Annotated in this window: 17 protein-coding genes; 8 read left to right on the top strand and 9 right to left on the bottom strand. The window is 41.5% G+C overall.

Features of this window, described 5'->3' with window-relative positions; genetic code table 11:
• Positions 1-125 precede the first annotated feature (125 nt).
• Positions 126-590 (top strand): DUF29 domain-containing protein, encoded by a 465-nt coding sequence (locus PL9631_RS18645; protein WP_083622597.1) that lies wholly within the window; start codon positions 126-128, stop codon positions 588-590.
• A 99-nt stretch (positions 591-689) separates the two neighbouring features.
• Here the strand turns inward: PL9631_RS18645 and PL9631_RS18640 are convergent, their stop codons facing one another.
• On the bottom strand, positions 690-2,219 hold the full coding sequence (locus PL9631_RS18640; RefSeq protein WP_083622595.1) for a carboxypeptidase M32: 1,530 nt from the start codon (positions 2,217-2,219) through the stop codon (positions 690-692).
• Positions 2,220-2,566: 347 nt separating this feature from the next.
• On the opposite strand from PL9631_RS18640, the gene PL9631_RS18635 reads away from it, so the two are divergent.
• From PL9631_RS18635 to PL9631_RS18610, 6 genes are all read left to right on the top strand, one after another.
• Positions 2,567-3,262, top strand: a complete 696-nt coding sequence (locus tag PL9631_RS18635; RefSeq protein WP_083622594.1) for a hypothetical protein — start codon at positions 2,567-2,569, stop codon at positions 3,260-3,262.
• A gap of 45 nt (positions 3,263-3,307) precedes the next feature.
• The gene (locus tag PL9631_RS18630) at positions 3,308-5,182 is read left to right on the top strand and encodes a hypothetical protein (protein ID WP_083622592.1); all 1,875 of its coding nucleotides are present in this window, start codon (positions 3,308-3,310) and stop codon (positions 5,180-5,182) included.
• Positions 5,183-5,196: 14 nt separating this feature from the next.
• Positions 5,197-6,663, top strand: a complete 1,467-nt coding sequence (locus tag PL9631_RS18625; RefSeq protein ID WP_197046427.1) for a DUF1802 family protein — start codon at positions 5,197-5,199, stop codon at positions 6,661-6,663.
• A gap of 87 nt (positions 6,664-6,750) precedes the next feature.
• A complete protein-coding gene (locus tag PL9631_RS18620; RefSeq protein WP_083622588.1) occupies positions 6,751-7,809 on the top strand; it encodes an NAD(P)-dependent alcohol dehydrogenase in 1,059 nt (352 codons plus the stop codon).
• Between the two features lie 227 nt (positions 7,810-8,036).
• Positions 8,037-8,633 carry a cyclin-dependent kinase inhibitor 3 family protein gene (locus PL9631_RS18615; RefSeq protein ID WP_083622587.1) on the top strand — a complete coding sequence of 199 codons (597 nt, stop codon included), beginning with the start codon at positions 8,037-8,039 and terminating at the stop codon, positions 8,631-8,633.
• A 48-nt stretch (positions 8,634-8,681) separates the two neighbouring features.
• Complete coding sequence (locus PL9631_RS18610) at positions 8,682-9,599, top strand: hypothetical protein (RefSeq protein ID WP_083622585.1); 918 nt, start codon at positions 8,682-8,684, stop codon at positions 9,597-9,599.
• Here the strand turns inward: PL9631_RS18610 and PL9631_RS18605 are convergent.
• The 4 genes from PL9631_RS18605 to PL9631_RS18590 all read right to left on the bottom strand — a co-directional run bounded on the left by PL9631_RS18605 (position 9,565) and on the right by PL9631_RS18590 (position 15,759).
• Positions 9,565-10,647: a DNA methyltransferase gene (locus tag PL9631_RS18605; protein ID WP_083622584.1), complete on the bottom strand. Its 1,083-nt coding sequence runs from the start codon at positions 10,645-10,647 to the stop codon at positions 9,565-9,567. The two genes, PL9631_RS18610 and PL9631_RS18605, sit on opposite strands and share 35 nt — an antisense overlap.
• Before the next feature lie 76 nt (positions 10,648-10,723).
• Positions 10,724-10,819, bottom strand: a complete 96-nt coding sequence (locus PL9631_RS26815; protein ID WP_269321707.1) for a peptide chain release factor-like protein — start codon at positions 10,817-10,819, stop codon at positions 10,724-10,726.
• A 132-nt stretch (positions 10,820-10,951) separates the two neighbouring features.
• The gene (locus tag PL9631_RS18595) at positions 10,952-14,128 is read right to left on the bottom strand and encodes a leucine-rich repeat domain-containing protein (RefSeq protein WP_083622583.1); all 3,177 of its coding nucleotides are present in this window, start codon (positions 14,126-14,128) and stop codon (positions 10,952-10,954) included.
• A gap of 413 nt (positions 14,129-14,541) precedes the next feature.
• Complete coding sequence (locus tag PL9631_RS18590; protein ID WP_083622581.1) at positions 14,542-15,759, bottom strand: glycosyltransferase family 4 protein; 1,218 nt, start codon at positions 15,757-15,759, stop codon at positions 14,542-14,544.
• 279 nt (positions 15,760-16,038) lie between these two features.
• On the opposite strand from PL9631_RS18590, the gene psb30 reads away from it, so the two are divergent.
• Positions 16,039-16,170, top strand: coding sequence for a photosystem II reaction center protein Ycf12/Psb30 (psb30, locus tag PL9631_RS18585; RefSeq protein WP_026785372.1), 132 nt, complete (start codon positions 16,039-16,041; stop codon positions 16,168-16,170).
• 42 nt (positions 16,171-16,212) lie between these two features.
• Here the strand turns inward: psb30 and PL9631_RS18580 are convergent, their stop codons facing one another.
• The 4 genes from PL9631_RS18580 to PL9631_RS18565 all read right to left on the bottom strand — a co-directional run bounded on the left by PL9631_RS18580 (position 16,213) and on the right by PL9631_RS18565 (position 20,262).
• The gene (locus PL9631_RS18580; protein ID WP_083622580.1) at positions 16,213-16,614 is read right to left on the bottom strand and encodes a DUF4346 domain-containing protein; all 402 of its coding nucleotides are present in this window, start codon (positions 16,612-16,614) and stop codon (positions 16,213-16,215) included.
• 294 nt (positions 16,615-16,908) lie between these two features.
• Positions 16,909-17,397 carry a molybdenum cofactor biosynthesis protein MoaE gene (locus tag PL9631_RS18575; protein WP_083622629.1) on the bottom strand — a complete coding sequence of 163 codons (489 nt, stop codon included), beginning with the start codon at positions 17,395-17,397 and terminating at the stop codon, positions 16,909-16,911.
• A gap of 124 nt (positions 17,398-17,521) precedes the next feature.
• Positions 17,522-18,511: a polysaccharide deacetylase family protein gene (locus tag PL9631_RS18570; RefSeq protein ID WP_083622579.1), complete on the bottom strand. Its 990-nt coding sequence runs from the start codon at positions 18,509-18,511 to the stop codon at positions 17,522-17,524.
• A 221-nt stretch (positions 18,512-18,732) separates the two neighbouring features.
• Positions 18,733-20,262, bottom strand: coding sequence for a bifunctional pantoate--beta-alanine ligase/(d)CMP kinase (locus tag PL9631_RS18565; RefSeq protein WP_083622577.1), 1,530 nt, complete (start codon positions 20,260-20,262; stop codon positions 18,733-18,735).
• Positions 20,263-20,307 lie beyond the last annotated feature (45 nt).

The following is a 20,307-nucleotide window of genomic DNA, read 5'->3' as shown; positions in this document are numbered from 1 at the left end:
CATATCTAGTAGGGGCGAACGGCCGTTCGCCCCTACAGATGGTGTATAATTGGGTATTCTGCGTAAGTCCTATATAGTTGAAAACTGTTAAGCTGTTAAATATAGAAATTCTAATCTGATCAGCTATGAACTCAATAGAATTAAATCTCTCTAAATCTTCTGATTTGTACGAAACGGATTTCTATGCTTGGACTGTGGAGCAAGTAAAGTTATTGCGACAGGGGGCGTGGGATAGTTTAGATGTGCCGAATTTAGTTGAGGAGATTGAATCTTTGGGTAAACAAGACCGCCGGGAGTTGAGGAATCGTTTAAGGGTTTTAATCGGTCATTTATTAAAATGGGAATATCAACCTGGGAAACGTTCTCGGAGTTGGTCAAATACTATTTATGAACAACGTTATCAAATTAAAGAACTAATTAAAGAAAGTCCTAGCTTAAAACCTTACCTACGCGATGCTGTGGTGGAAAGTTACAGGGATGGGCTGGATTTAGCTGGGCGAGAAACTTCCTTAAAATCAAGTATTTTTCCCCAAGAATGTCCTTATACCTTGGAACAAATCTTAGAAAAAGATTTCTTACCGGGGGAATAAATTGCATCACTTTTTTCTATTCCCTTGTTACTGAGCGAAGTCGAAGTATTCTCTATTCCCTGTTCCCTGTTCCCTGTTCCCTAGTGCGTAGCACTATATCTATAATTTACAATTGTACAGATATTCATATTTATGATGTAAATAATGAATAAATGGATCGATTTTTAAAGGTGAACCCGTCACCTGTTCAATTAATTCTGAGGTGGTGAATTTTCGGCCATGTTGATAAATATTTTGTTGCAACCATTCTAACAGCCGCTTCACACTTCCCCGTTCAATTTCAAAGGGAATCTCAGGATCAAAACTAACGATAGTATCATAAATTTGAGCGGCCATTAAATTCCCTAACGTATAACTTTGGAACATTCCCCCAATCAATCCAATATACCAGTGCACATCCTGTAATACGCCCTCAGCATCCGTTGTTGGCATCACCCCTAAATCATTTTTATAACGTTGATTCCAGGCTTCAGGTAAATCGGAAATAGCTAATTTTCCTTCCAACATCGCTAACTCTAAATCAAACCGAATCATAATATGTAAATTATAGGTAACTTCATCGGCATCGGTACGAATTAAAGAAGGATTAACCTTATTAATAGCTTGATAAAACTGATTCGTTGTCACCTGTCCTAACTGCCGCATAAACACCCCCTGTAACCGAGGATAAAACCATTCCCAAAACCCGCGACTGCGACCGATAATATTCTCCCATAAACGAGCTTGACTTTCGTGTAAACCCGAGGAAGCTCCCCCCGCTAAAGGTGTTCCTTCTAACTCCATTGCAATTCCCTGTTCATAGAGAGCATGACCCGCTTCATGGATCGTACTAAATAACGCTTGTTCCAGATGGTGTTCATATACACGGGTGGTAATTCTCACATCATCAATGGAGAATTTGGTCATAAACGGATGCAAGGTTTTATCTTGACGTCCTCGCTTTAAGTCATAACCTAAAGATTGAATTACCCCCAGACTGAACTTGAGTTGTTCTTTTGAGGAGAAATTTTGATGCAAACAAGAGTCATTTAACGGAACACAATTACCGAGGGTTTCCACGATCGCCACTAATTCTTGACGCAGAGGTTCAAAGAGCGATCGCACCTTTGCCACCGTCATCCCCTGATCCTGTTGATCAATTAAGGGATCGGCAATGTGTTCATATCCCGGAAAACACCCGGCATACTCCTGACTCAATTCTAGGGTGGTTTCCAAATAGGGCTGAACCAGAGCAAAACTTTGGGCTTCCCGCGCCTTAGCCCAGGCATTGTAACAGGCGGATTGATGCTGGGAGATTCGCGCCATCAGGGCTGAGGGAACCCGCACCGCCCGCTCATAATCTCGACGGCTGACCCGAATCAAACTAGCTTCTAGGGAAGGATAGGGAAGGTTCGCTTCCTCCGTCCGTAAGTCTTCCAAGAGTTGACCTAAAACCGGATCGGTGAATTTTTCATGGCCAAGGCGGCGTAAGGTGGCCATTTGTCGCCCTCTGGCCTGGGCACCCCCTGGGGGCATATAGGTGGCTTGATCCCAATGCAAGAGGGAAATAGCCGCTTTAATATCGTTAATTTCCGTGAGGCGATTAAGCAGTTCTGTGTATTTGGGGTTTGGGGAGGAAGAAACGGACATGAGCAAACCGATAAATCGGACAGTCTAATTTAACAACAGCTTAATCGATATTGGACAGATCTTGTGCGAAAAACTTCCCAAGCATGGAAATTCATAGGACTTACCCATGGGGCGCTAGAAACCCGGTTTTTTAGAGAATATCTGGGTCACAACTCAGTATTTTCGCAAAAAAACCCCGTTTCTTTGGTTGGGTGCGTAAGTCCTGATCCATCAACTTTGGTATCAAGATTTTATAAACTCTACGAGAATATACGGAGTTTGTCTCATTAAAATGAACAACTGGGCTTTTAATTCAGACAAGTTTGCTGTAAAATAGGAGTATATTTTTCCCTACTGTGATTCCTAATATGTCTTCAACACCTGCTCTGGATTCGTCTAATTCGGTTACTGCTACGACGGAAATAATGGATAAAACTCGGCTCCTCCTAAATTTGTGGGCGATGAGTGGGACGGAGGGAGAAGTCAAAAAAAGTGAATTGACCAGTAAAGTTAAGCAAAAACGCAATAACAAAAAAATTGGCATTGCCCAAACGGTTTATGAGGAATTGAAAGCGGCCGAAGCTATTAAGATTTATAAGCAAAATCAAACCCCCATGGTATCGATAACAGATACGGGAAAACGAATGTTAATTGATGCTTTAAGTAGTCCTGATTTTGTGTTTGATGGAACGGTTATCGCTGCTCGTTTAGCTAATGGGTTGGTGGGTTTAATTCGAGAATTGAATCAAGGAATAACTTCGGCAACATTTGTTAAAAAAGCTGCGATCGCTTCCTATGATGAGTTTAAAGCGATCGCCCTTCAGGTGTATGATCAATTAAATAAGGATTATAACTTCGATAATTTAGTCCCGATTTATCGCATTCGTCGGACTATCGGTGATCAAGTTACTCGTTCACAGTTCAGTGAATGGATTTTAGAGATGCAAGCAAATGATATTTTTCAACTGATTGGAGGGAGTGTAGAAGATAGCGCATCAGACAAAATTGAAGATTCTATCAGCACAGAACTGGTTGGCTTACGTTGTTATGCTAAACGGTTATAAAATTGCTAATTTGTTCATTATTCACCCCTTATTTTTGGTTAAATTATGACTGCTTCTGAGTTTAGTAATATTGACGATCTGATTCAGCAACATAACCCATTTGCTGGACATACAGTAGTTAGAAATTCTCAAGTCTGGAATAAAAGTTTACCCGATGTACCCTCAATTAATGCTCATGTTTCTGATACAGTTTTTGAGGCTATTAGTAAAATAAATCAAAACTCTATGCAAACTGTAGGGATTACAGTTGTTGGTGATCGAGGATTAGGCAAAACTCAAGTAATTAGTCGCATTCGCCATCATTATAAACAAACCGATCAAGTCTTGTTTATTTATATGGGAGACTATGGAGAAAAACTCTCTAAAATCAAAAGCAAATTTCTGGAAACCCTAACTTCAAGTTTAAGAGCTTATGGTCAGTATGAAGGAATCATGCAATGGCAAGAAATAGCTGCCCATTTAATTAATCAAGCTAAAGGATGGAACTATACCGCAGAACAATATATTCCAAGATTTCCTGATTGGTTAAATCAACATTCAACTAAGGCTATAGATCATTTTACAGACTTAATTTTTTCCAAACAAAATCAAATCATTGAAAATCCATATATAGTCAGAGCTATTTTATGGACACTTTCTCGTCCCCACGCCATCTATGCAACTTATTGGTTATCGGGGATGGAGTTAGCAGAAAGACAAGCTCAAGATATGGGATTACCCAACTTCAAAACTGGAGAAAAAGAAGTAGAATCTTTCAAAACAACTTGCCAAATTCTGAATTTAGTTAGTCAATATAAAATTCCGGTTATCTGTTTTGATGAACTTGATGCACCTTATATTGATGAGTTAACGGGTTTTTCCTTACCCCAAATCACTGCTAGTTTCGCGAAAGATTTATTCAATAATATTAACCGAGGTTTATTGGTTCTGGCAATGTATGAACCCACTTGGTTACAGAATGTTAAATCTTTGCAACAAGCCGAAGCCGTTATCCATAGAATTGCTAGTTATCCTCAATTGGGAAAACCGATTTATTTAAACTATTTAAAACCAGATGATATCATAGCATTAGTATCTCAATGGTTAGAAGAATTTTACACCAAACATCAAATTGTTCCTCCTAATCCTTTATATCCATTTACCAAAGATCAATTGATAGAATTAGGGAAACAAAGACCGATGACACGGGATGTTTTAAGTTGGTGTACTGCCAATTGGAAAAGCAAAATTGTTCATCCTATCATTAATGATGATTTAGTTAAATCTGCCTTTGAAACCGAAATTATTGAAGTTGAACAGAAAATTACCGACCTTTTAGAAGACAGTGATAAACTTGCGGAAACCCTTGCTTTTAGCTTTGAACGGATAATCGGACAAACGATTGAAAATGTCGAAATTAAAAGTATTCAAAGATTTAAACAAAAAACCTGTTATCTTCATTTCAAAATTAATGGAGAAGAAAATACTCAACCTGTTAAAATTGGATTAGCTGTGATTCAGCAATCAGGAGGGGCTATAATCCAGGCTATTCTTAGACAACTTGGAAATTATAAAAAATTTGATTTAACGCGAGGGTGTTTAGTTCGATCTAAAACAATTAATCCTGGTGCCAAATTAGCACACAAATATCTCAACGAACTTCAAAACGAAAAAGGTGGGGAATGGGTTCGCTTACCCGAAGAAGATATTAAACCTTTATTAGCAATATACGCAGTTTACAAAAATCAAGACAGCTATGGGGTAAAACCAGAACAAATTTTTGACTTTATCGAAAAATCAGAATTAGTCCTTAAAAATCCGATCATTTGTGAAATTCTGAGTGACCCTTCCGGTCAAGCACCTGATGGTTTAATTGATGAAGATATTTCTATTATTATTCCTCACGTTACCTCTAGTTTAGATAGTGACTTAATCCTATAAATTCTTTGATTCAGATGACTACAATTTCAACAGCTTTGTGTCTACCTGCGCCTGATATTGAAGCCTTAAACCAAGGTCGAAATATCTTGTTAATGCCTCGCAGATTTATGCACCTAGGGGAACAATTTGCCCTTTATCCGACGGATATTGAATTTAATTCCTTACCCTTAGAACAATATTATCGTCCGGGTTTTATTCCAATTGCTAAACAGAGTATTGCAGAACTTAATCAGGATAAAATTAAAATCAAAGTTTGGGCTAAATGTGAACTTTGCCAAATTCTTGATGAACCTGAACAGTTTGAATCTTTATCAAAATTAACCGTTTGGACAACAGCAGCATTACACAAAACCCTAGAACAACGAGGTCATATTTTTCTAGCGTATTTTCGAGTTTATCGACTTCCGCAACCGCTAGAAATTGATCCAGTTTCTAATAGTCGGTTTATTTCCCTTCCTTATGCCATAACGGTTGATGAAAGTCAGGCAATTTTAGATGATAATAACTTTGAAAGACAATATCGAAAAATTCTTAATCGTCAACCGCCAGAACATCCTGAATTAGAAGAATTAGAAAATGCGATCGCAAAATATCCTAATGATCATCTATCCCAGAAAGAACAAATCGGTTTACAACAATTAAAAGCAAATATCCATGATTTTTTGGGTTGGAAAACTGCATCTAGTTTAAATTCAAACCCGTTAGACTTAGAATGGATTGATAAAATTGTACCATTAGGAAACCGCGAGCATGAACCAGAAGGGACAAGTAATTATCAAGCGGGAACCGATTTTGAGAACATTGTTCATCAGAGTTTAAAATTTTTAGGATTTGAACTTGATCAAAATGCTAAAGGTGGAGCAGGGGGAATGGATTTATATTGTACAAAACCCTATCCAATGGTGGGAGAATGTAAAGCTGGATTCACAATTCCCGCAGGCGCAACACAAGAATTAATTCGACTCGGAGGAACCCATCTCGGTCAGCAACTATTTAATCAAGCGGTTAAATTAATTATTGGCCCTGGTAAACCCACACCACAAGTACAGAAATCAGCCCAAGAATTTAAAATTAGTATTATTAATTCCATGACTTTAGAAAAACTGGTTAAACTCCAAGCTCAATATCCCGGTTCGGTGAATTTAATTGAACTCAAAAACTATTTACAAGCCGGACAAATGGATGATAAAATAGATGAATATATCGACATAGTAATTAATCGTTTAAAATTGCGATCGCAGATTATTAAAGCAATTAAAGAGCTAAACACTCACAACAGTTCAAACTTAAACTTACCTACTCAAAATTGTTCCGTAGTAGAAGTTAGAGTTCAACATAACGCTAAATATGAGCCTAAGCTCAATGATAATGCTGTGCGAGATTTACTGATTGAACTATCCTCACCCCTAACGGGATATCTAGGACGCACCCAGGATGATCAATTTTACTTTCTAAGAGAACTCATCGTACACCAAAGCTAAAATTTTGATTACAATTTGTTCAAGAGAAAACTCAGTTTTAATCAGCCAAAAGACCCGTCCGCTAGTCACCCATAGGAGCATCAATTGATGTACAACACAAAAGCTTATTCCGCAGCCAGTGCCACATCACCCCTGGCTTCCAGCCAGATCGGGCGTCGTGAGCCAACCGAACACGACGTACAGATCGAAATCCTGTTCTGCGGGATCTGCCACTCCGACATCCATTCCGTGCGTGACGAGTGGAGCAGCGTCATGCCCACGGTCTATCCAATTGTCCCCGGTCATGAAATTGTTGGCCGTGTCACCCAGGTTGGCTCGGCCGTTAGCAAGTACAAGCCCGGCGATCTCGCTGGTGTCGGCTGCCTGGTTGACTCGGACGGCACTTGTCCCAATTGCCAAGCTGGTCTTGAGCAGTTCTGCCCAAACCTGACCCTTACCTTCAACTCTCCCGACAAGCACCTCGGAGGCGTTACCTATGGGGGCTACTCCGATAGCATCGTCGTCGATGAACGCTTCGTTGTCCGCGTTCCGGCCAACCTCGATCTGTCTGGAGTCGCGCCCCTTTTGTGCGCCGGGATCACAACCTACTCGCCCCTGCGCCACTGGGGTGTCACCCAGGGCCAGAAGGTCGGCATAGTCGGTCTGGGGGGACTAGGCCACATGGGTGTGAAGTTCGCCCGTGCCTTCGGAGCCCACGTCGTTGTTTTCACCACCTCACCGAATAAGAAAGACGACGCCCTCCGCCTCGGTGCTGACGAAGTGGTCATGTCTCGCAACGCCGACGAGATGCAGAAGCACGCTGGCAGCTTTGATTTCATCCTCGACACCGTATCCGCCGATCACGACATCAACGCCTATCTCAACCTGCTCACCCGCGACGGCAACATCACCCTGGTGGGCGCACCCCCAAAGCCCTTCGACATCGCGGCATTTAGCCTGATCATGGGCCGTCGCAGTCTGTCCGGCTCTAATATTGGCGGCATCGCAGAAACCCAAGAGATGCTAGACTTTTGCGGCCAGCACAATATCACCGCAGATGTGGAAGTTATCCCCATCCAGAAGGTTAACGAAGCCTACGAGCGACTGCTCAAGTCCGATGTTAAGTACCGCTTCTGTATCGATATGGCATCACTTAAATCCGAATAAGGGAACAGGGAATAGGTAATAGGTAATAGGTAATAGGTAATAGGTAATAGGTAATAGGTAATGAGGATTTAGTAGAGACGTGCCATGGCGCGTCTGTGGATTTAGTAGAGACTTACTGTTGCCTGTTGCCTGTTGCCTGTTGCCTAGTGCGTAGCGCTATAGACCAAAGCTAAGGTTTTGATTACAATTTGTAAAGCAGGTTGACATCAAAACCCATTCGCTTGACTATGAACTACCCCAGAACATCCAGTAACTTCCCGATTAACGTTGATTTTCTCACCCCCGATGTCATCCCCTACACCGGAAAAATTGGCATGACCTACGCCCCGGGAAAATCCCATCAAGGGATGCACCTTCTCTGGGATCGTAGTTTATATCATGACCTAGACCGCCTGCGCTATTTCTATCACACCGATGTTTTGGTATCCCTAATTGAACCCCACGAATTCCATAAAGTCCAAATTCCCACCTTATTTCCCGAAGCCCAAGCTAGGGGGATGGAAACCCTCTGGTTTCCCATTCCCGATATGAAAGTTCCCACCTCAATGCCAGGAGTGATTAACCTAGTTCCTCAAATTCTTGACCGAGCCAAAGCAGGTAAAACTGTTGTTGTTCACTGTATGGGGGGATTTGGACGCACGGGAACGATTGTTTCTTGTTGCTTAGTCACCCTGGGTTATAGTCCAGAAAATGCGATCGCGATTGTCCGCCATACCCGTGAATATTGTGTTGAAACCACCGAACAAGAAGAATATGTCTTCCAATTTGCCCAAGCCTGGAAACACTCATCAGTTGTAGGGGCGGGGTTACTTTGCCCCTACTGATGACTTAGACAACCCCTCTCAATAAACCACAATCTTTTATTGCTAAAGATGAATACACAGGAGGTAATCAGATTAGCATCTCATTATTTAGATGGCTTGTCTGGACATATTTTTGATCTGTTGGATATTTCCAAACCGATTTCTGTAGATGCCGCAGTTAATCTATCTAAAGTTATCTCAAAGCTTTCGCCACTCCTAGGAAATTTGATTGAATTTAATACAGTTGAGTTTCTGAATAAACAAGATGATTTTTCCGAGTTTGGCAAGTGGCAACGGCAAGACCCTGGCTTTCCCGATACTATTTTTGTTGGAAACGTTCAACCCATACCAGGTTTAGAAATTAAAGCCTGGTTTCCCCTCGCAACGGAAATAACAGCACGTTTCAAAGATAGTCAAAATCACTTCCAATTTGACCAGACTTATGTTGCAATATTGGCATGGCTACCGGAAAATATTATTTATGGTAAGCCTCGAATTATTGATGTCTGTGTTGTTTCCGGTTTGTCTGTAGCTGCTGCTAGGGATAATCATTATCATAACCCACCGGATTATCTGGTTTTAGAGCCAGAGGATACGACTCAGAGAACAGCAAATTTACAACAAACCAACACCAATGGCTATAAATTTCAAGGTTCTACTCAGGAGCTTTTAGAAGCACAAACAATCGTAGAATTATGGGGCAGTGAAGGAAGAATTTACAAACCAACCAGAGAATATCAATTACAGTTACGCGAATTACTCACCCGCTACAAATACAGACTCGATACAAATTTTGCCAAGATGGATAGAATTGAACATCCAGGTATTGAGCAATTTAAACAGCGTGTCTTTAACATTGAAATGTGTGGTATGAAGATCGGGCAATGGAATAGACTTTTATCCAGCCGTAAAGAGGAAAGAATTAAGCAAGCTTTACAAACTTATTTGGATATTAAAGAAGAGAGTATTGATAAAATTCTGGATTAAATCTCTCTGTACCCCAGTAAAAATAGTCTGGGTCAATTTCACAGGAATAGGCTTTTCGCTTTAACTGACGTGCTGCCAAAGAAGCACTAAACAAACCTCCAAACGGTTCCCAGATAATATCATTTTCATCACTGGAAGATTGAATAATTAGACTCATGAGATCAAGGGGTTTTTGATTAAGATGTAACGCCTTACCCGATTTGGTTTTAATTCGTTCATTTCCTCGTAAAGCCGAACGCTCCCAAACATTTGTAAACCCATGAGGACATTGAAATTTTGAGCGCATTTTGCTCCATTCTTGTTTCGTCAAAGCGCGTTGATTATCTAAAGAAAAATAGGGTTTACCTTCTGAATTACCCTTTTCATTGGCATAATTAACTAGACGTTCAAACATTTCTGGCGGGGGAAAATACCATAAATGTCCTTGATCAAAATATTTTCTGGTTGCTGCATCTGCGACACCGCAAGCATCATTTGCTCGTTTGAGGGGTAGTCCTGAACGTTTCCATTCTTTCAGCAACCATGTTTTCAACGGCAAATCGTTAATTGTTACTTCTCTAACATATTGAACACAAACTTCTGTAACAACTGGAAACCTACGAATTTTTTCGGTATTAACATTACCTGCAATATGACCTCTCCCTTTATTCCAAATATTGCAATTCACATAACGCCAACCGCATTTTTCCAGAATGGGATGAACAACAGCCCAACCTATTTCTGAATTCCAAAACCAAAGCGTCGTACAAGGCATCGCTGCTTTTGACCAAGCTTGAATATGGGGTTCATACCACTGAGGTAAATCAAGATGATCTGATGTATCTCCTTCAAATCCTAGAACACCATAAGCCCCATCTGAAACAATTACAGTCGGTTGTTCCCATTGTTCATAATGTTCTAGGCTATCACCTAAACACAACGTAACAAATTCATCATTCCATTGAGAAAAGCTTGGACTTGCATCTAGCTTAACGACTTTTCCACGACCGACTGTACTCGTTGCCTTGGGTTTTAAGGTGTTGTAGGGGGGTTGGTTAGGTAAAGTCATTAACTCAATAGATTGAAGGAAGTTTATACTAAAACTTGTAGCTTAATTATAGCTATTTGTTACCTATGAGCTTTTCCTAAATTGCACTGGCAACCTTATTAACATTTTGCCCCCCTGCACCCTGATAACGAACTGTACTCATTTCAATTTCATGCTCTGGGATGCTTACCATCTTAGAAATTTCTAGCATAGTTTATTAATAATTTTATAAGAAAATAATAACATTGGGTTTGAGAAGTTGACGGTGGGCGATCGCAACTAGAACAAAAAATTAATAAGGCTAGTAGAAAAGTCGGTTCTCTACCTATTTGGGAGCCGAAGGAAGCTGAAGCTCAATGCCCATTTTATTGGCTAAATCTAAGGCATTATTCGTAAAATCAGTAATCCCTGCAATGGGAGTCGCCATCATTGAACCCACCATTGCTAAAGCCAGCAACCGCTTTTGCAAACGAGTTAAGTTGCGTTTATTTTCAGGTTTTTTAAGTTCTTCTTCTACATCATCAATCTCAATAATAATATCCTCTTGAATATCTTGAGGAAATTGCGTGGCTGTTTGGCGCATAGTGGCGATGAGTTGTAACAGTTCGGCAGTGCTAACGCCACTGGTTTGACTACCGATAGATGCTGTCACTTGAGCATTGTCTTTCGCTTCATTAACTAAGTTACCAATATTCGCGCCTTGATTATTGTTTGTAATCCCAGTCATAGGTTTATAATTTCCTTGGTGATTATTGTTATGGATGTGGTTAAAAATCTGGATCGGCTTAGAGAATTCTTCGCTCTCTCCTGAGTTCATCTTAGCATTGTTCATGTAGCGTTTTTGTCGTACTTCGATGGGTTCATAACCATCTAAAAGTTGACGCAAATTAACTCTGGTGCGTAGTTTACCAATCGGATATTCTATTTCTCCCATTGCTTCCAAGCCAAGGAGTTCTTGATAGTCGAGGGGTGGATGGTCGGGATAGCCAGGAACAGGAACCCATTCACTGACTTCAGGGTTCGTGAAACTGCTGTGAATTCTGTTGAATACATCACGAATCATCAACAAAAATGAGCGCCGCGTGGTTTCACGACCGTCAATCGAGATAAAAATTTTCTTATCTTCAAGATCGGCTTTGATGCGAGCAACATTGTAGGTTTCTTGGTTTTCGGTGTATGCGAGCATAACCCCACTGCGCCAGTAAATTTGGTTGTGAATTTTTTCGTGGGTAAGAACAATGAAGCGAGACATGATGCTTTCGGGCAAAACCCGATAGTGATATTGAAATTCTAAAGTGTTATCTTCAAGATCCGTATTTTCCGGTTCATCTTTGGGTAAGAGTCCAGGGATCAGAAATTTGGGTACGGGACAGTCGGGAAGCTGAAAACAAAGTTGAAATTCTTTTATTAGCTCCGTTAGGTAGTAGTGTAGCTTTGCAGGATAGCGTTGCGGGTCAAGAATCCGGCTAAGGTCGTCGAAGGTAAGGATTCCTTTAGTTTTAGTTTTCAGGGTTTCATCACTCAGCAAAGCATAGATCCCCTCAGTAACCCAATCCGGGTTAAGGACATTGGTAGACTGAAGAATGGGGTGGTTACGAAAGCAAAGTACCAAGCCAAGCCGATGCAGCAAATCGATCAATTGATCTTGGTTATTTTCTTCAGAAATATTTTTGTTATCACAAATACAGGCATATTTGCTATAGCTAATGAAATCCTCATTCATATTTTCCAGGTGTTCTTTAACCTCAAACCAGGAAAGGGGAAGGAGATCATAGACTTCTTTGAGTTGTCCAACTTCTAGGGTAATAGCCTGACAAAGTTCATCAATGCCTTCGTTAGTTTGGCAAGACGTTTCAATAATTGCTTTGATATTGGGGTATTTTTCCCGTAATGCTTTACGGTTAATATCGAGGGGCTGTTCGTCTTTTTTATTACCAACAATAATAACAGGTGATTGACCGCCAAAGCTTTCAATCAATTTAAGCCAGTATTCGATGCGGTTTTCTTCTTCACTGGTACGACAGTTACAGACCAAAACATATACACTGCGTTTGGTGAGAAAGAACTGGTGAGTGGCGTGGTAGATCTCTTGTCCTCCAAAATCCCAAACGTTAAGGCGTACGTCTTTGCTGTTGACATGAACAGACCAAGTGGTAACATTTAGACCATCGGTTTGAGACTCGTTCGGGTTGAATTTGTCATGAATCAGACAATTAATTAAAGAGGTTTTACCAACGCTACCTTGACCGACCAATAGCAACTTAGCCTCATTCAAAGGACGAACTTCACCGTTCCGAAGTTGGCGACAATAGTTAAAGATTTTTTCGATAGAACCAGGATATTGATAAATCTCTGGGGGGCCTAAAATTTCTGGAGAAATAGGCAATGGATTTTGGCGTAGATCTAATTTTTCAAGATTGGCTAACTCTTCAAGCCACTCTGGAACCTCCGTCAGTTGATTGCCTCCGAGGTAAAGGTCAGTCAGATTGACTAATTGAGTAATCGATTCGGGTATCTCCGTCAGTTGATTGCCTCCGAGGTAAAGCTTAGTTAGATTGACTAATTGAGTAATCGATTCGGGTATCTCTGTCAGTTGGTTACTTGAGAGGTCAAGCTTAGTCAGATTGACTAATTGAGTGATCGATTCGGGTATCTCTGTCAGTTGGTTACTTGAGAGGTCAAGCTTAGTCAGATTAACTAATTGACTAATCGATTCGGGTATCTCCCTCAGTTGGTTGCTTGAGAGATCAAGCTCAGTCAGATTAACTAATTGACTAATCGATTCGGGTATCTCCCTCAGTTGGTTGCCTCCCAGGTAAAGGTCAGTCAGATTGACTAATTGAGTAATCGATTCGGGGATTTCCCTCAGTTGGTTCCCCCAGAGGTTAAGTTTAGTTAGATTAACTAATTGAGTAATCGATTCAGGGATCTCCCTCAGTTGATTGAATGTAAGGTTAAGTTTAGTTAGATTAACTAATTGAGTAATCGATTCAGGGATCTCTCCCAGTTGGTTCCTTGAGAGGTAAAGGTCGGTTAGATTAACTAATTGAGTAATTGATTCGGGGATCTCCCTCAGTTGATTGAATGCAAGGTTAAGCTTGGTCAGATTGACTAACTGACTAATCGATTCAGGTAGCTTTACGAGTTGGTTCCCCCAGAGGTAAAGGTCGGTTAGATTAACTAATTGAGTAATCGATTCGGGGAGATCCCTCAGTTGATTGTCTGTAAGGTCAAGCTTAGTCAGATTGACTAATTGACTAATTGATTCAGGGATCTCCCTCAGTTGATTGTCTTCGAGGTCAAGCGCAGTCAAATTAACTAATTGAGTAATCGATTCCGGTATCTGCTTCAGTTCGTTACTTGAGAGGTTAAAAGTTTCGAGTTGCGTTAACTTGCCAATCTCTGGAGGCAGTTCGGTTAGTTCCTTACCTGATAGGTCTAGCTTTTTCCATCCCTCATCTAATGCCTGATCAATGAGTAGTAGCAAATCTTCGCGCGTCATAGTTTTATCAATATGTAGCTTCTATCTTGGCTGAAGCGTTACCCTAATTATCACCCAGGATGCCTTTGCAAGTTGCTCACGCATCATCTGTTCATCGCTGGCTTTCTCTTTGAGAATTCTTCCCTCAAATACCACCGTTATCTGCTCTTATTAAAAAAACACTAAAGATTCACTAATAACTGAGTTAGATTGTTATTTATCAGCATCAATGTTAACGTTTTTTCTTTGTTTACCAAGAAAACTTACTCAAACTGCTGTTGTTTGGTTACACCCATGCAAATTCCTAGAGATAAAGCATCAAAGGTGGCGATTAGTTTTTGATTGTGAGCGATCGCATATTGCGTAACATAATCTTTCTTAACTCTTACACTGATAACTGAGCAGGGGTGGGGGAACCCAGCCCCTACAACTGACTAAACAACGTGGCTTAATGGCAAACGCTGTTCTTGTAATAAATCTTGATAGAGATGTTCCAATTGGGTAATATTTTGATCCAGGGTATAGCGTTCTAAAACCCGTTGACGGGCTTTTTGACCCACTAGGGGGATCATTTCAGGATGATCTCGTAATAAAGGTAATAGGGTTCGCAGTTGGGAAGTAACGCCCTCAGTTTTCATAATAATTCCGGCGCCGCCTTCCATAACCTCCCCATCCGCCCCCGCGTCCGTCGCCACACAAGCGGTACCACAGGACATCGCCTCTAATAAAGAGATCGATAAGCCTTCCACCCTCGACGGTAAAACAAAGACATCAGCCCCCCGCAGAATTTCAATCCGTCGGTCTTCATCCCCGATGAACCCAAACCAGATAATTCCGTCTTCTGACCCATAGGATGCCTGGAGAGAGGCTTCTAATGGCCCATCACCAACAATGACTAAGACACATCCTGGCCCCATATTGCACTTCTTCCAGGCTTTGAGCAGTGACTCAACATTCTTTTCCGTAGCCAAACGGCCTTGATAGACAAAAACCCGTTCCGCCCCTAATTCTTCCTTAAAGTTCGATGGCCCGGGAGAATATTTCGACCCATCTACTCCGTTGGGAATCACCGCTACCCTATGTTTTTGGACTCCCAGACGGTTTAACATCTCCCGTTGAACCTGGGAAAACACAATCACACGGTCATAGTTCGCCAAAAAAGGCGCGTAGATTTGATAGGTTAAATGTTGTGTCCCCGATTGAAAATTCCGTAATTTATGGTCAAAGGGCGTATGAAAGGTCGCCACCAGGGGGATATTCAGTTCCGCACAAATTTCAGGTAAGACAAAATCTAACGGTGAAAGGGTCAGGGACGCATGAACCACATCGGGTTTCAACCGTTCTAGGGACTTTGTTAAGACTTTGCTAGAACTGAGGGTGGGAATTGTATAGACTTGAGACTTATACAGACAGGGTAAAGACACCTCCTGAGTCATGGGAAAAGGTGTCACCTTCCCATTTTTGTCCTCAGTAGAGATTTTCCAGTTGCCGTTTTCCAGTTGCCATTCTGGGTTGCGGTCGTTCGTTCCTTCATGGGCAAAGTGCAGAAAGCTGACTCGATGGCCCCGGTCTAACAGGGCGTTAGTGATTTCCCGAGAATAAGTAACGTTACCGCAAAAGGGTGATTTTTTTCCAAGCCAAGCAATGTGCATTCAAGTGATTTGGAATTTATTAAAATGGGTTTGATGAGCATGACTTTACCACGATTATCGCGTTCTGTCCTCAGATTGGTCTACCTATCTCAAGATCAGCCACTCCCTCCTCTATCCTAGGGAATAGAAAACCCGATCAGGGCTTATTCCTGGGTTGGATACCCCGGTCGTTGTATTGCGTTTTGTGAAAAATCTTAAAATGAAGGTGCGATCGCCTGGTAAGATCAACTGTTGATTTTTAGATAGTCAATATTTACACTTGTTAAGTTTGGAGGAATAATGGACGCGATTACAAGTTTTTTAGGCGATATCAACTTTGAGCTTATTGCCCAGCTTACAATGTTAGGTCTGATTGTGGTGGCTGGCCCGGCAGTCATTATCTTACTGGCTTTTCGTGGCGGAGATCTCTAATCAAGAGGATGGAGACGTTGCCACCAACGTCTCTAGTTAATTTTAATCCTGAATATAATCAGACCCGGAAATTAAGGCGATTTCCGCCCGTACAAATTCCCGTCCCAAATATAACGCATGATCCAAACAACTCACGGGACAAGGTTGGGTTTCTTCAGTAATTTTAATCCCTAATTCCTTAGCAGTTTTTCCACTAAAAATAGCTGTAGGTTCGCGCTTCAAACTCCCCGTACAAGGAAAAGGTTCTCCGGTTTCAGGATCAACCGCAAGTCCTTTTTCATTGATAGCATTGGTATAGTGTTCGGCACAGATTAATCCCGCTTTTTGATTAATATAAATAATAAAATATCCGGCCGGGTCAAGATGAATGAAACGATTAGAAAGCTGATCGTCTAAAGCAGCGAGGGCTTTGGGATTGGAAGTAGTTGTAGGTTGGGGAGACACGATATATTAATGGGCTGCATAGCGTTAACTATTTATAGTTTATCCCAATCTTGAGAAAATCCCCACTGCCCGGCGCGACTTTTAGACTTTTGCCTTGGGATTTATTCCTTTCTCAGAACGGTCTAAAATATAGCAATCCGCGCCGAGGTTGTAACATTTTAATACTTACATGAAACAGCCAGAAGTATTACCCCTGTTCCCTGTTCCCTGTTCCCTGTTCCCTGTTCCCCGTTCCCTTTTGATCAACAATTTTGAACACAACTCAAATAGGATTGCTATAGTGTTTGATTCAGATTAACAATTTGTTTCACAAGCACCAATACTCACCCAACTACTAGAACCGTCTTTCCAATGTTCTTTTTTCCAAATAGGTGCACTATGTTTTAAGGTATCAATTGCATATTGACAGGCTTCAAACGCTTCTCGACGGTGAGGACAACCCACCGCAATTAAAACACTAATTTCACCAATTCTTAACCGTCCAACCCGATGATGAATCACCACACGGGTCACATCTAACCATGAAGTGCGAATATCCGTCGCAATTTTTTCAAAGACTTTGATTGCCATCGGTTGATAGGCTTGATATTCTAAGGATTCTACGGGCTGACCATCGGTTTGATTTCTCACCATACCACTCATCACCACAATTGCACCATTTCTGGGATCATCAGCTAAAGCATAAATTTCCTCTAACAAAAGAGGCGCAATTGTAATCAAAAAACTATCTGGAAACAGAGATTTATTAACTATTAAATCTGGAGCTAAATTATCAGAAACAATCACAACCTTAAACTCCTCAACAAATGAGTTAATATTAACTATATCTAACAATATTCCAGGGTTGATAACAACAGATAACTAATTATAACTTTCCAGTGTTACCAACCCTATAATATTTCTTGATTTACGGTTGACTGCTATCAGTTGGTTGAGGTTGTTCAACGGGTTTTTGATCGGCTATTTCTAGTAATTCAGGCAAGGTTACAAAAGTATAACCCTGTTCCTTCAGGCTTTTAATGATAGTAGGTAAGGCTTTTACTGTTTCTGAACGATTTCCGCCGCCATCGTGCATCAAAACAATTCCCCCAGATTTAGAATCTTTTAAAACCTGATCAATAATTTTTCCTGATGAAGATTTCCAATCCTGGGAATCGGCTGACCACATCACATTAACATAATTTTTTCCTAACACATAATCCACTAAACCATTAGTCAAATTCCCGCCCGGGGGTCGAAATATGGGACTTTCAATTCCTGTTAATTCTTCAATTAATTGAGCCGTGCTTTCAATTTCTTTAGCTGCTGCTTCTGAACTGTGTTTCCCATAACGGTGACTCCAAGAATGATTCGCCACCACATGACCTTCATTAACGACGGTCTTGGCAATATTTTTGTGATTTTTCAAGGCTGCACCCACCCAAAAGAAGGTCGCTTTAATCTTATTCTCTTTGAGAATATCTAAAATTTGTTGGGTGCTATTCGGCCAGGGGCCATCATCAAAGGTCAGAGCAATGACTTTTTGTTCCCCGGGAATACTCACTTCCTTAATAGTTTTCCCTTGAAATTGTTGGGGAATGGCATAACTAAATCGTTGAGTCTTGAGTTGTGCTAAGGTCGTTTCCAGATAATCTACTCGTTGGGCGATCGCGCCTTTAAAATTCAAACCCGACCCCGATAAAACTTTAGGGCTATTCTCAGAAGTTTGAGCCTTTTCCGTTACTTGCGGAGCCTCGTTTTGCGGCTTGGTCGCAACCGCCGGAATACTGGGTTTACCCGATCGCTCCACCCGCAAATTAACAGGTAACATCACACCCATCGCAAAACTGGTAGTAGCAGCGACCAAAGCAAATAAGGCGATTTTTTGTTGTCGCAGAATAGGACTATACTGAGCCACGAGATTACTCCTTCACACCAAAATAAATTGTAGAATTGAGATCGATCAAGCTGCACCTAAAATATCCACCGATCTACCCTTGAGATCAGCGATAAAAGAAGCATATTTTTAATAAAAAGTCAATACCCAGATCACAAATGTAACCTGATTAATTTTGAGGGTTTAAACATAATACCTACAAAATCTTAGTGCATAAAGATGTTAATAAGAATACATCTTTATTAAAACGTTAGGTTTTGGGGATATAAACTTACAACCCGTTGAATCACATCCTCAATGGTTAAATGATCCGTTTGAATTTCCACCGCATCGGCGGCTTTTCTCAAGGGGGAAATAGCCCGATTGCTGTCCAGCCGATCCCGCTCGGCAATATCCTGTTCCAGTTGTTCTTGAGTAATATCCGTATTGCCTTGACTGTGCAGTTCTAATAATCTCCGTTTTGCCCGTTCTTGTACAGATGCGGTTAAGAAAATTTTCAATTCTGCATCCGGGAATACCGTTGTCCCAATATCCCGACCTTCGGCAACAATTCCGCCTTGATTTCCAAACGCCCGTTGCTGTTTTACCAAAGCCTGACGCACAGACCATTGAGCCGCGATCGCCGACACATTAGCCGTTACTTCCAAGGATCGAATCGCTTCAGTCACATCCTGGCCATTAATCAGCGTTCTGGGTTGTTTGCCGTCGGGGATCAATTCAATTCGGCAGTTACTGACGATTTCAGCGATCGCCACTTGATCATCAACCGCAATTCCAGACTGTAACACCAACCAGGTCACGGCCCGATACATGGCCCCGGTATCTAAATATAACAATCCCAACGCCTCGGCAATTTTACGGGTAACGGTGGATTTCCCGGCTCCGGCGGGGCCATCAATGGCGATAATCGGTTGACGACGGCGCAGAATCATATTATCAATTAAACGAGTTTGTCCCACACGAGCCGCGATCGCTAATAACCCGGTTTTTTCAACTGTAGCTAAGGGAATTAACGTCTGGGGTTCGACTAACTCAATATATTCTACCTGTACTTCCGGTTCCGTCTCTAATTCAGTTTGGACAACGGTTTTAATCTCCGTGGCTGAATCACAACCTTTGTGGAAATGTTCTTGGCCGCGACGTAGCGCCCGATATAAAACCGTTGCTTGCTTTTGTTCTAAGGTCGTTAAATATTGATTCCGAGAACTATAGGCCAGTCCCGACGGCTCGCGCACAATCGGACAGGGAATAATCTCAATTGGCAAGTTCAAATCCTGAACTAAACCTTGAATAATCGCCACCTGTTGGGCATCTTTTTGTCCAAAATAGGCCCGATCCGGTTGCACTAAATTCAATAATTTGGTCACAACCGTTGCTACCCCTGGAAAATGTCCGGGGCGAGATTTCCCACATAATCCAGACATGATTGATGTCGGTGGAATCACCATGGTCTGCACGGAGGATTGATACATCTCCTCTACTGACGGAGCAAAGATGACATCAACTCCCGCCTGTTCACACTGCTGCAAATCCGTTTCTAACCGCCGGGGATAGGTTTGGAAATCCTCATTCGGCCCAAATTGTAGAGGATTCACAAAAATACTCACCACCACCAAACCATTTTCGGCTTTAGCCCGTTGAATTAAGCTCAGATGCCCTAAATGTAAACCCCCCATGGTGGGAACTAGACCCACAAAATTTAAAGGGTTTTGAGTTCGGTAGGAACGAAGAGAACACCGCAGGGCAGCAACGCTAGTCAAAAGACGAACCATAAATCAAGTATCCGCATTATCAAGTATCCGCATGATCAGTTAAGC

Source organism: Planktothrix paucivesiculata PCC 9631 (genome assembly GCF_900009265.2).
Classification (GTDB): domain Bacteria; phylum Cyanobacteriota; class Cyanobacteriia; order Cyanobacteriales; family Microcoleaceae; genus Planktothrix; species Planktothrix paucivesiculata.
The sequence above is the reverse complement of the archived record's forward strand: the minus strand, read 5'-3'. Positions and strand labels throughout refer to the sequence as shown.

What these genes read in the sequence shown, in the direction of transcription:
- PL9631_RS18620 (WP_083622588.1), top strand. Translation starts at nt 6,751, where the DNA reads ATGTACAACACAAAAGCTTATTCCGCAGCCAGTGCCACATCACCCCTG.
- PL9631_RS18610 (WP_083622585.1), top strand. Translation starts at nt 8,682, where the DNA reads ATGAATACACAGGAGGTAATCAGATTAGCATCTCATTATTTAGATGGC.
- PL9631_RS18590 (WP_083622581.1), bottom strand. Translation starts at nt 15,759, where the DNA reads ATGCACATTGCTTGGCTTGGAAAAAAATCACCCTTTTGCGGTAACGTT.
- PL9631_RS18630 (WP_083622592.1), top strand. Translation starts at nt 3,308, where the DNA reads ATGACTGCTTCTGAGTTTAGTAATATTGACGATCTGATTCAGCAACAT.
- PL9631_RS18640 (WP_083622595.1), bottom strand. Translation starts at nt 2,219, where the DNA reads ATGTCCGTTTCTTCCTCCCCAAACCCCAAATACACAGAACTGCTTAAT.
- PL9631_RS26815 (WP_269321707.1), bottom strand. Translation starts at nt 10,819, where the DNA reads ATGGTAAGCATCCCAGAGCATGAAATTGAAATGAGTACAGTTCGTTAT.
- PL9631_RS18625 (WP_197046427.1), top strand. Translation starts at nt 5,197, where the DNA reads ATGACTACAATTTCAACAGCTTTGTGTCTACCTGCGCCTGATATTGAA.
- PL9631_RS18595 (WP_083622583.1), bottom strand. Translation starts at nt 14,128, where the DNA reads ATGACGCGCGAAGATTTGCTACTACTCATTGATCAGGCATTAGATGAG.
- PL9631_RS18645 (WP_083622597.1), top strand. Translation starts at nt 126, where the DNA reads ATGAACTCAATAGAATTAAATCTCTCTAAATCTTCTGATTTGTACGAA.
- PL9631_RS18565 (WP_083622577.1), bottom strand. Translation starts at nt 20,262, where the DNA reads ATGGTTCGTCTTTTGACTAGCGTTGCTGCCCTGCGGTGTTCTCTTCGT.
- PL9631_RS18615 (WP_083622587.1), top strand. Translation starts at nt 8,037, where the DNA reads ATGAACTACCCCAGAACATCCAGTAACTTCCCGATTAACGTTGATTTT.
- PL9631_RS18635 (WP_083622594.1), top strand. Translation starts at nt 2,567, where the DNA reads ATGTCTTCAACACCTGCTCTGGATTCGTCTAATTCGGTTACTGCTACG.
- PL9631_RS18605 (WP_083622584.1), bottom strand. Translation starts at nt 10,647, where the DNA reads ATGACTTTACCTAACCAACCCCCCTACAACACCTTAAAACCCAAGGCA.
- psb30 (WP_026785372.1), top strand. Translation starts at nt 16,039, where the DNA reads ATGGACGCGATTACAAGTTTTTTAGGCGATATCAACTTTGAGCTTATT.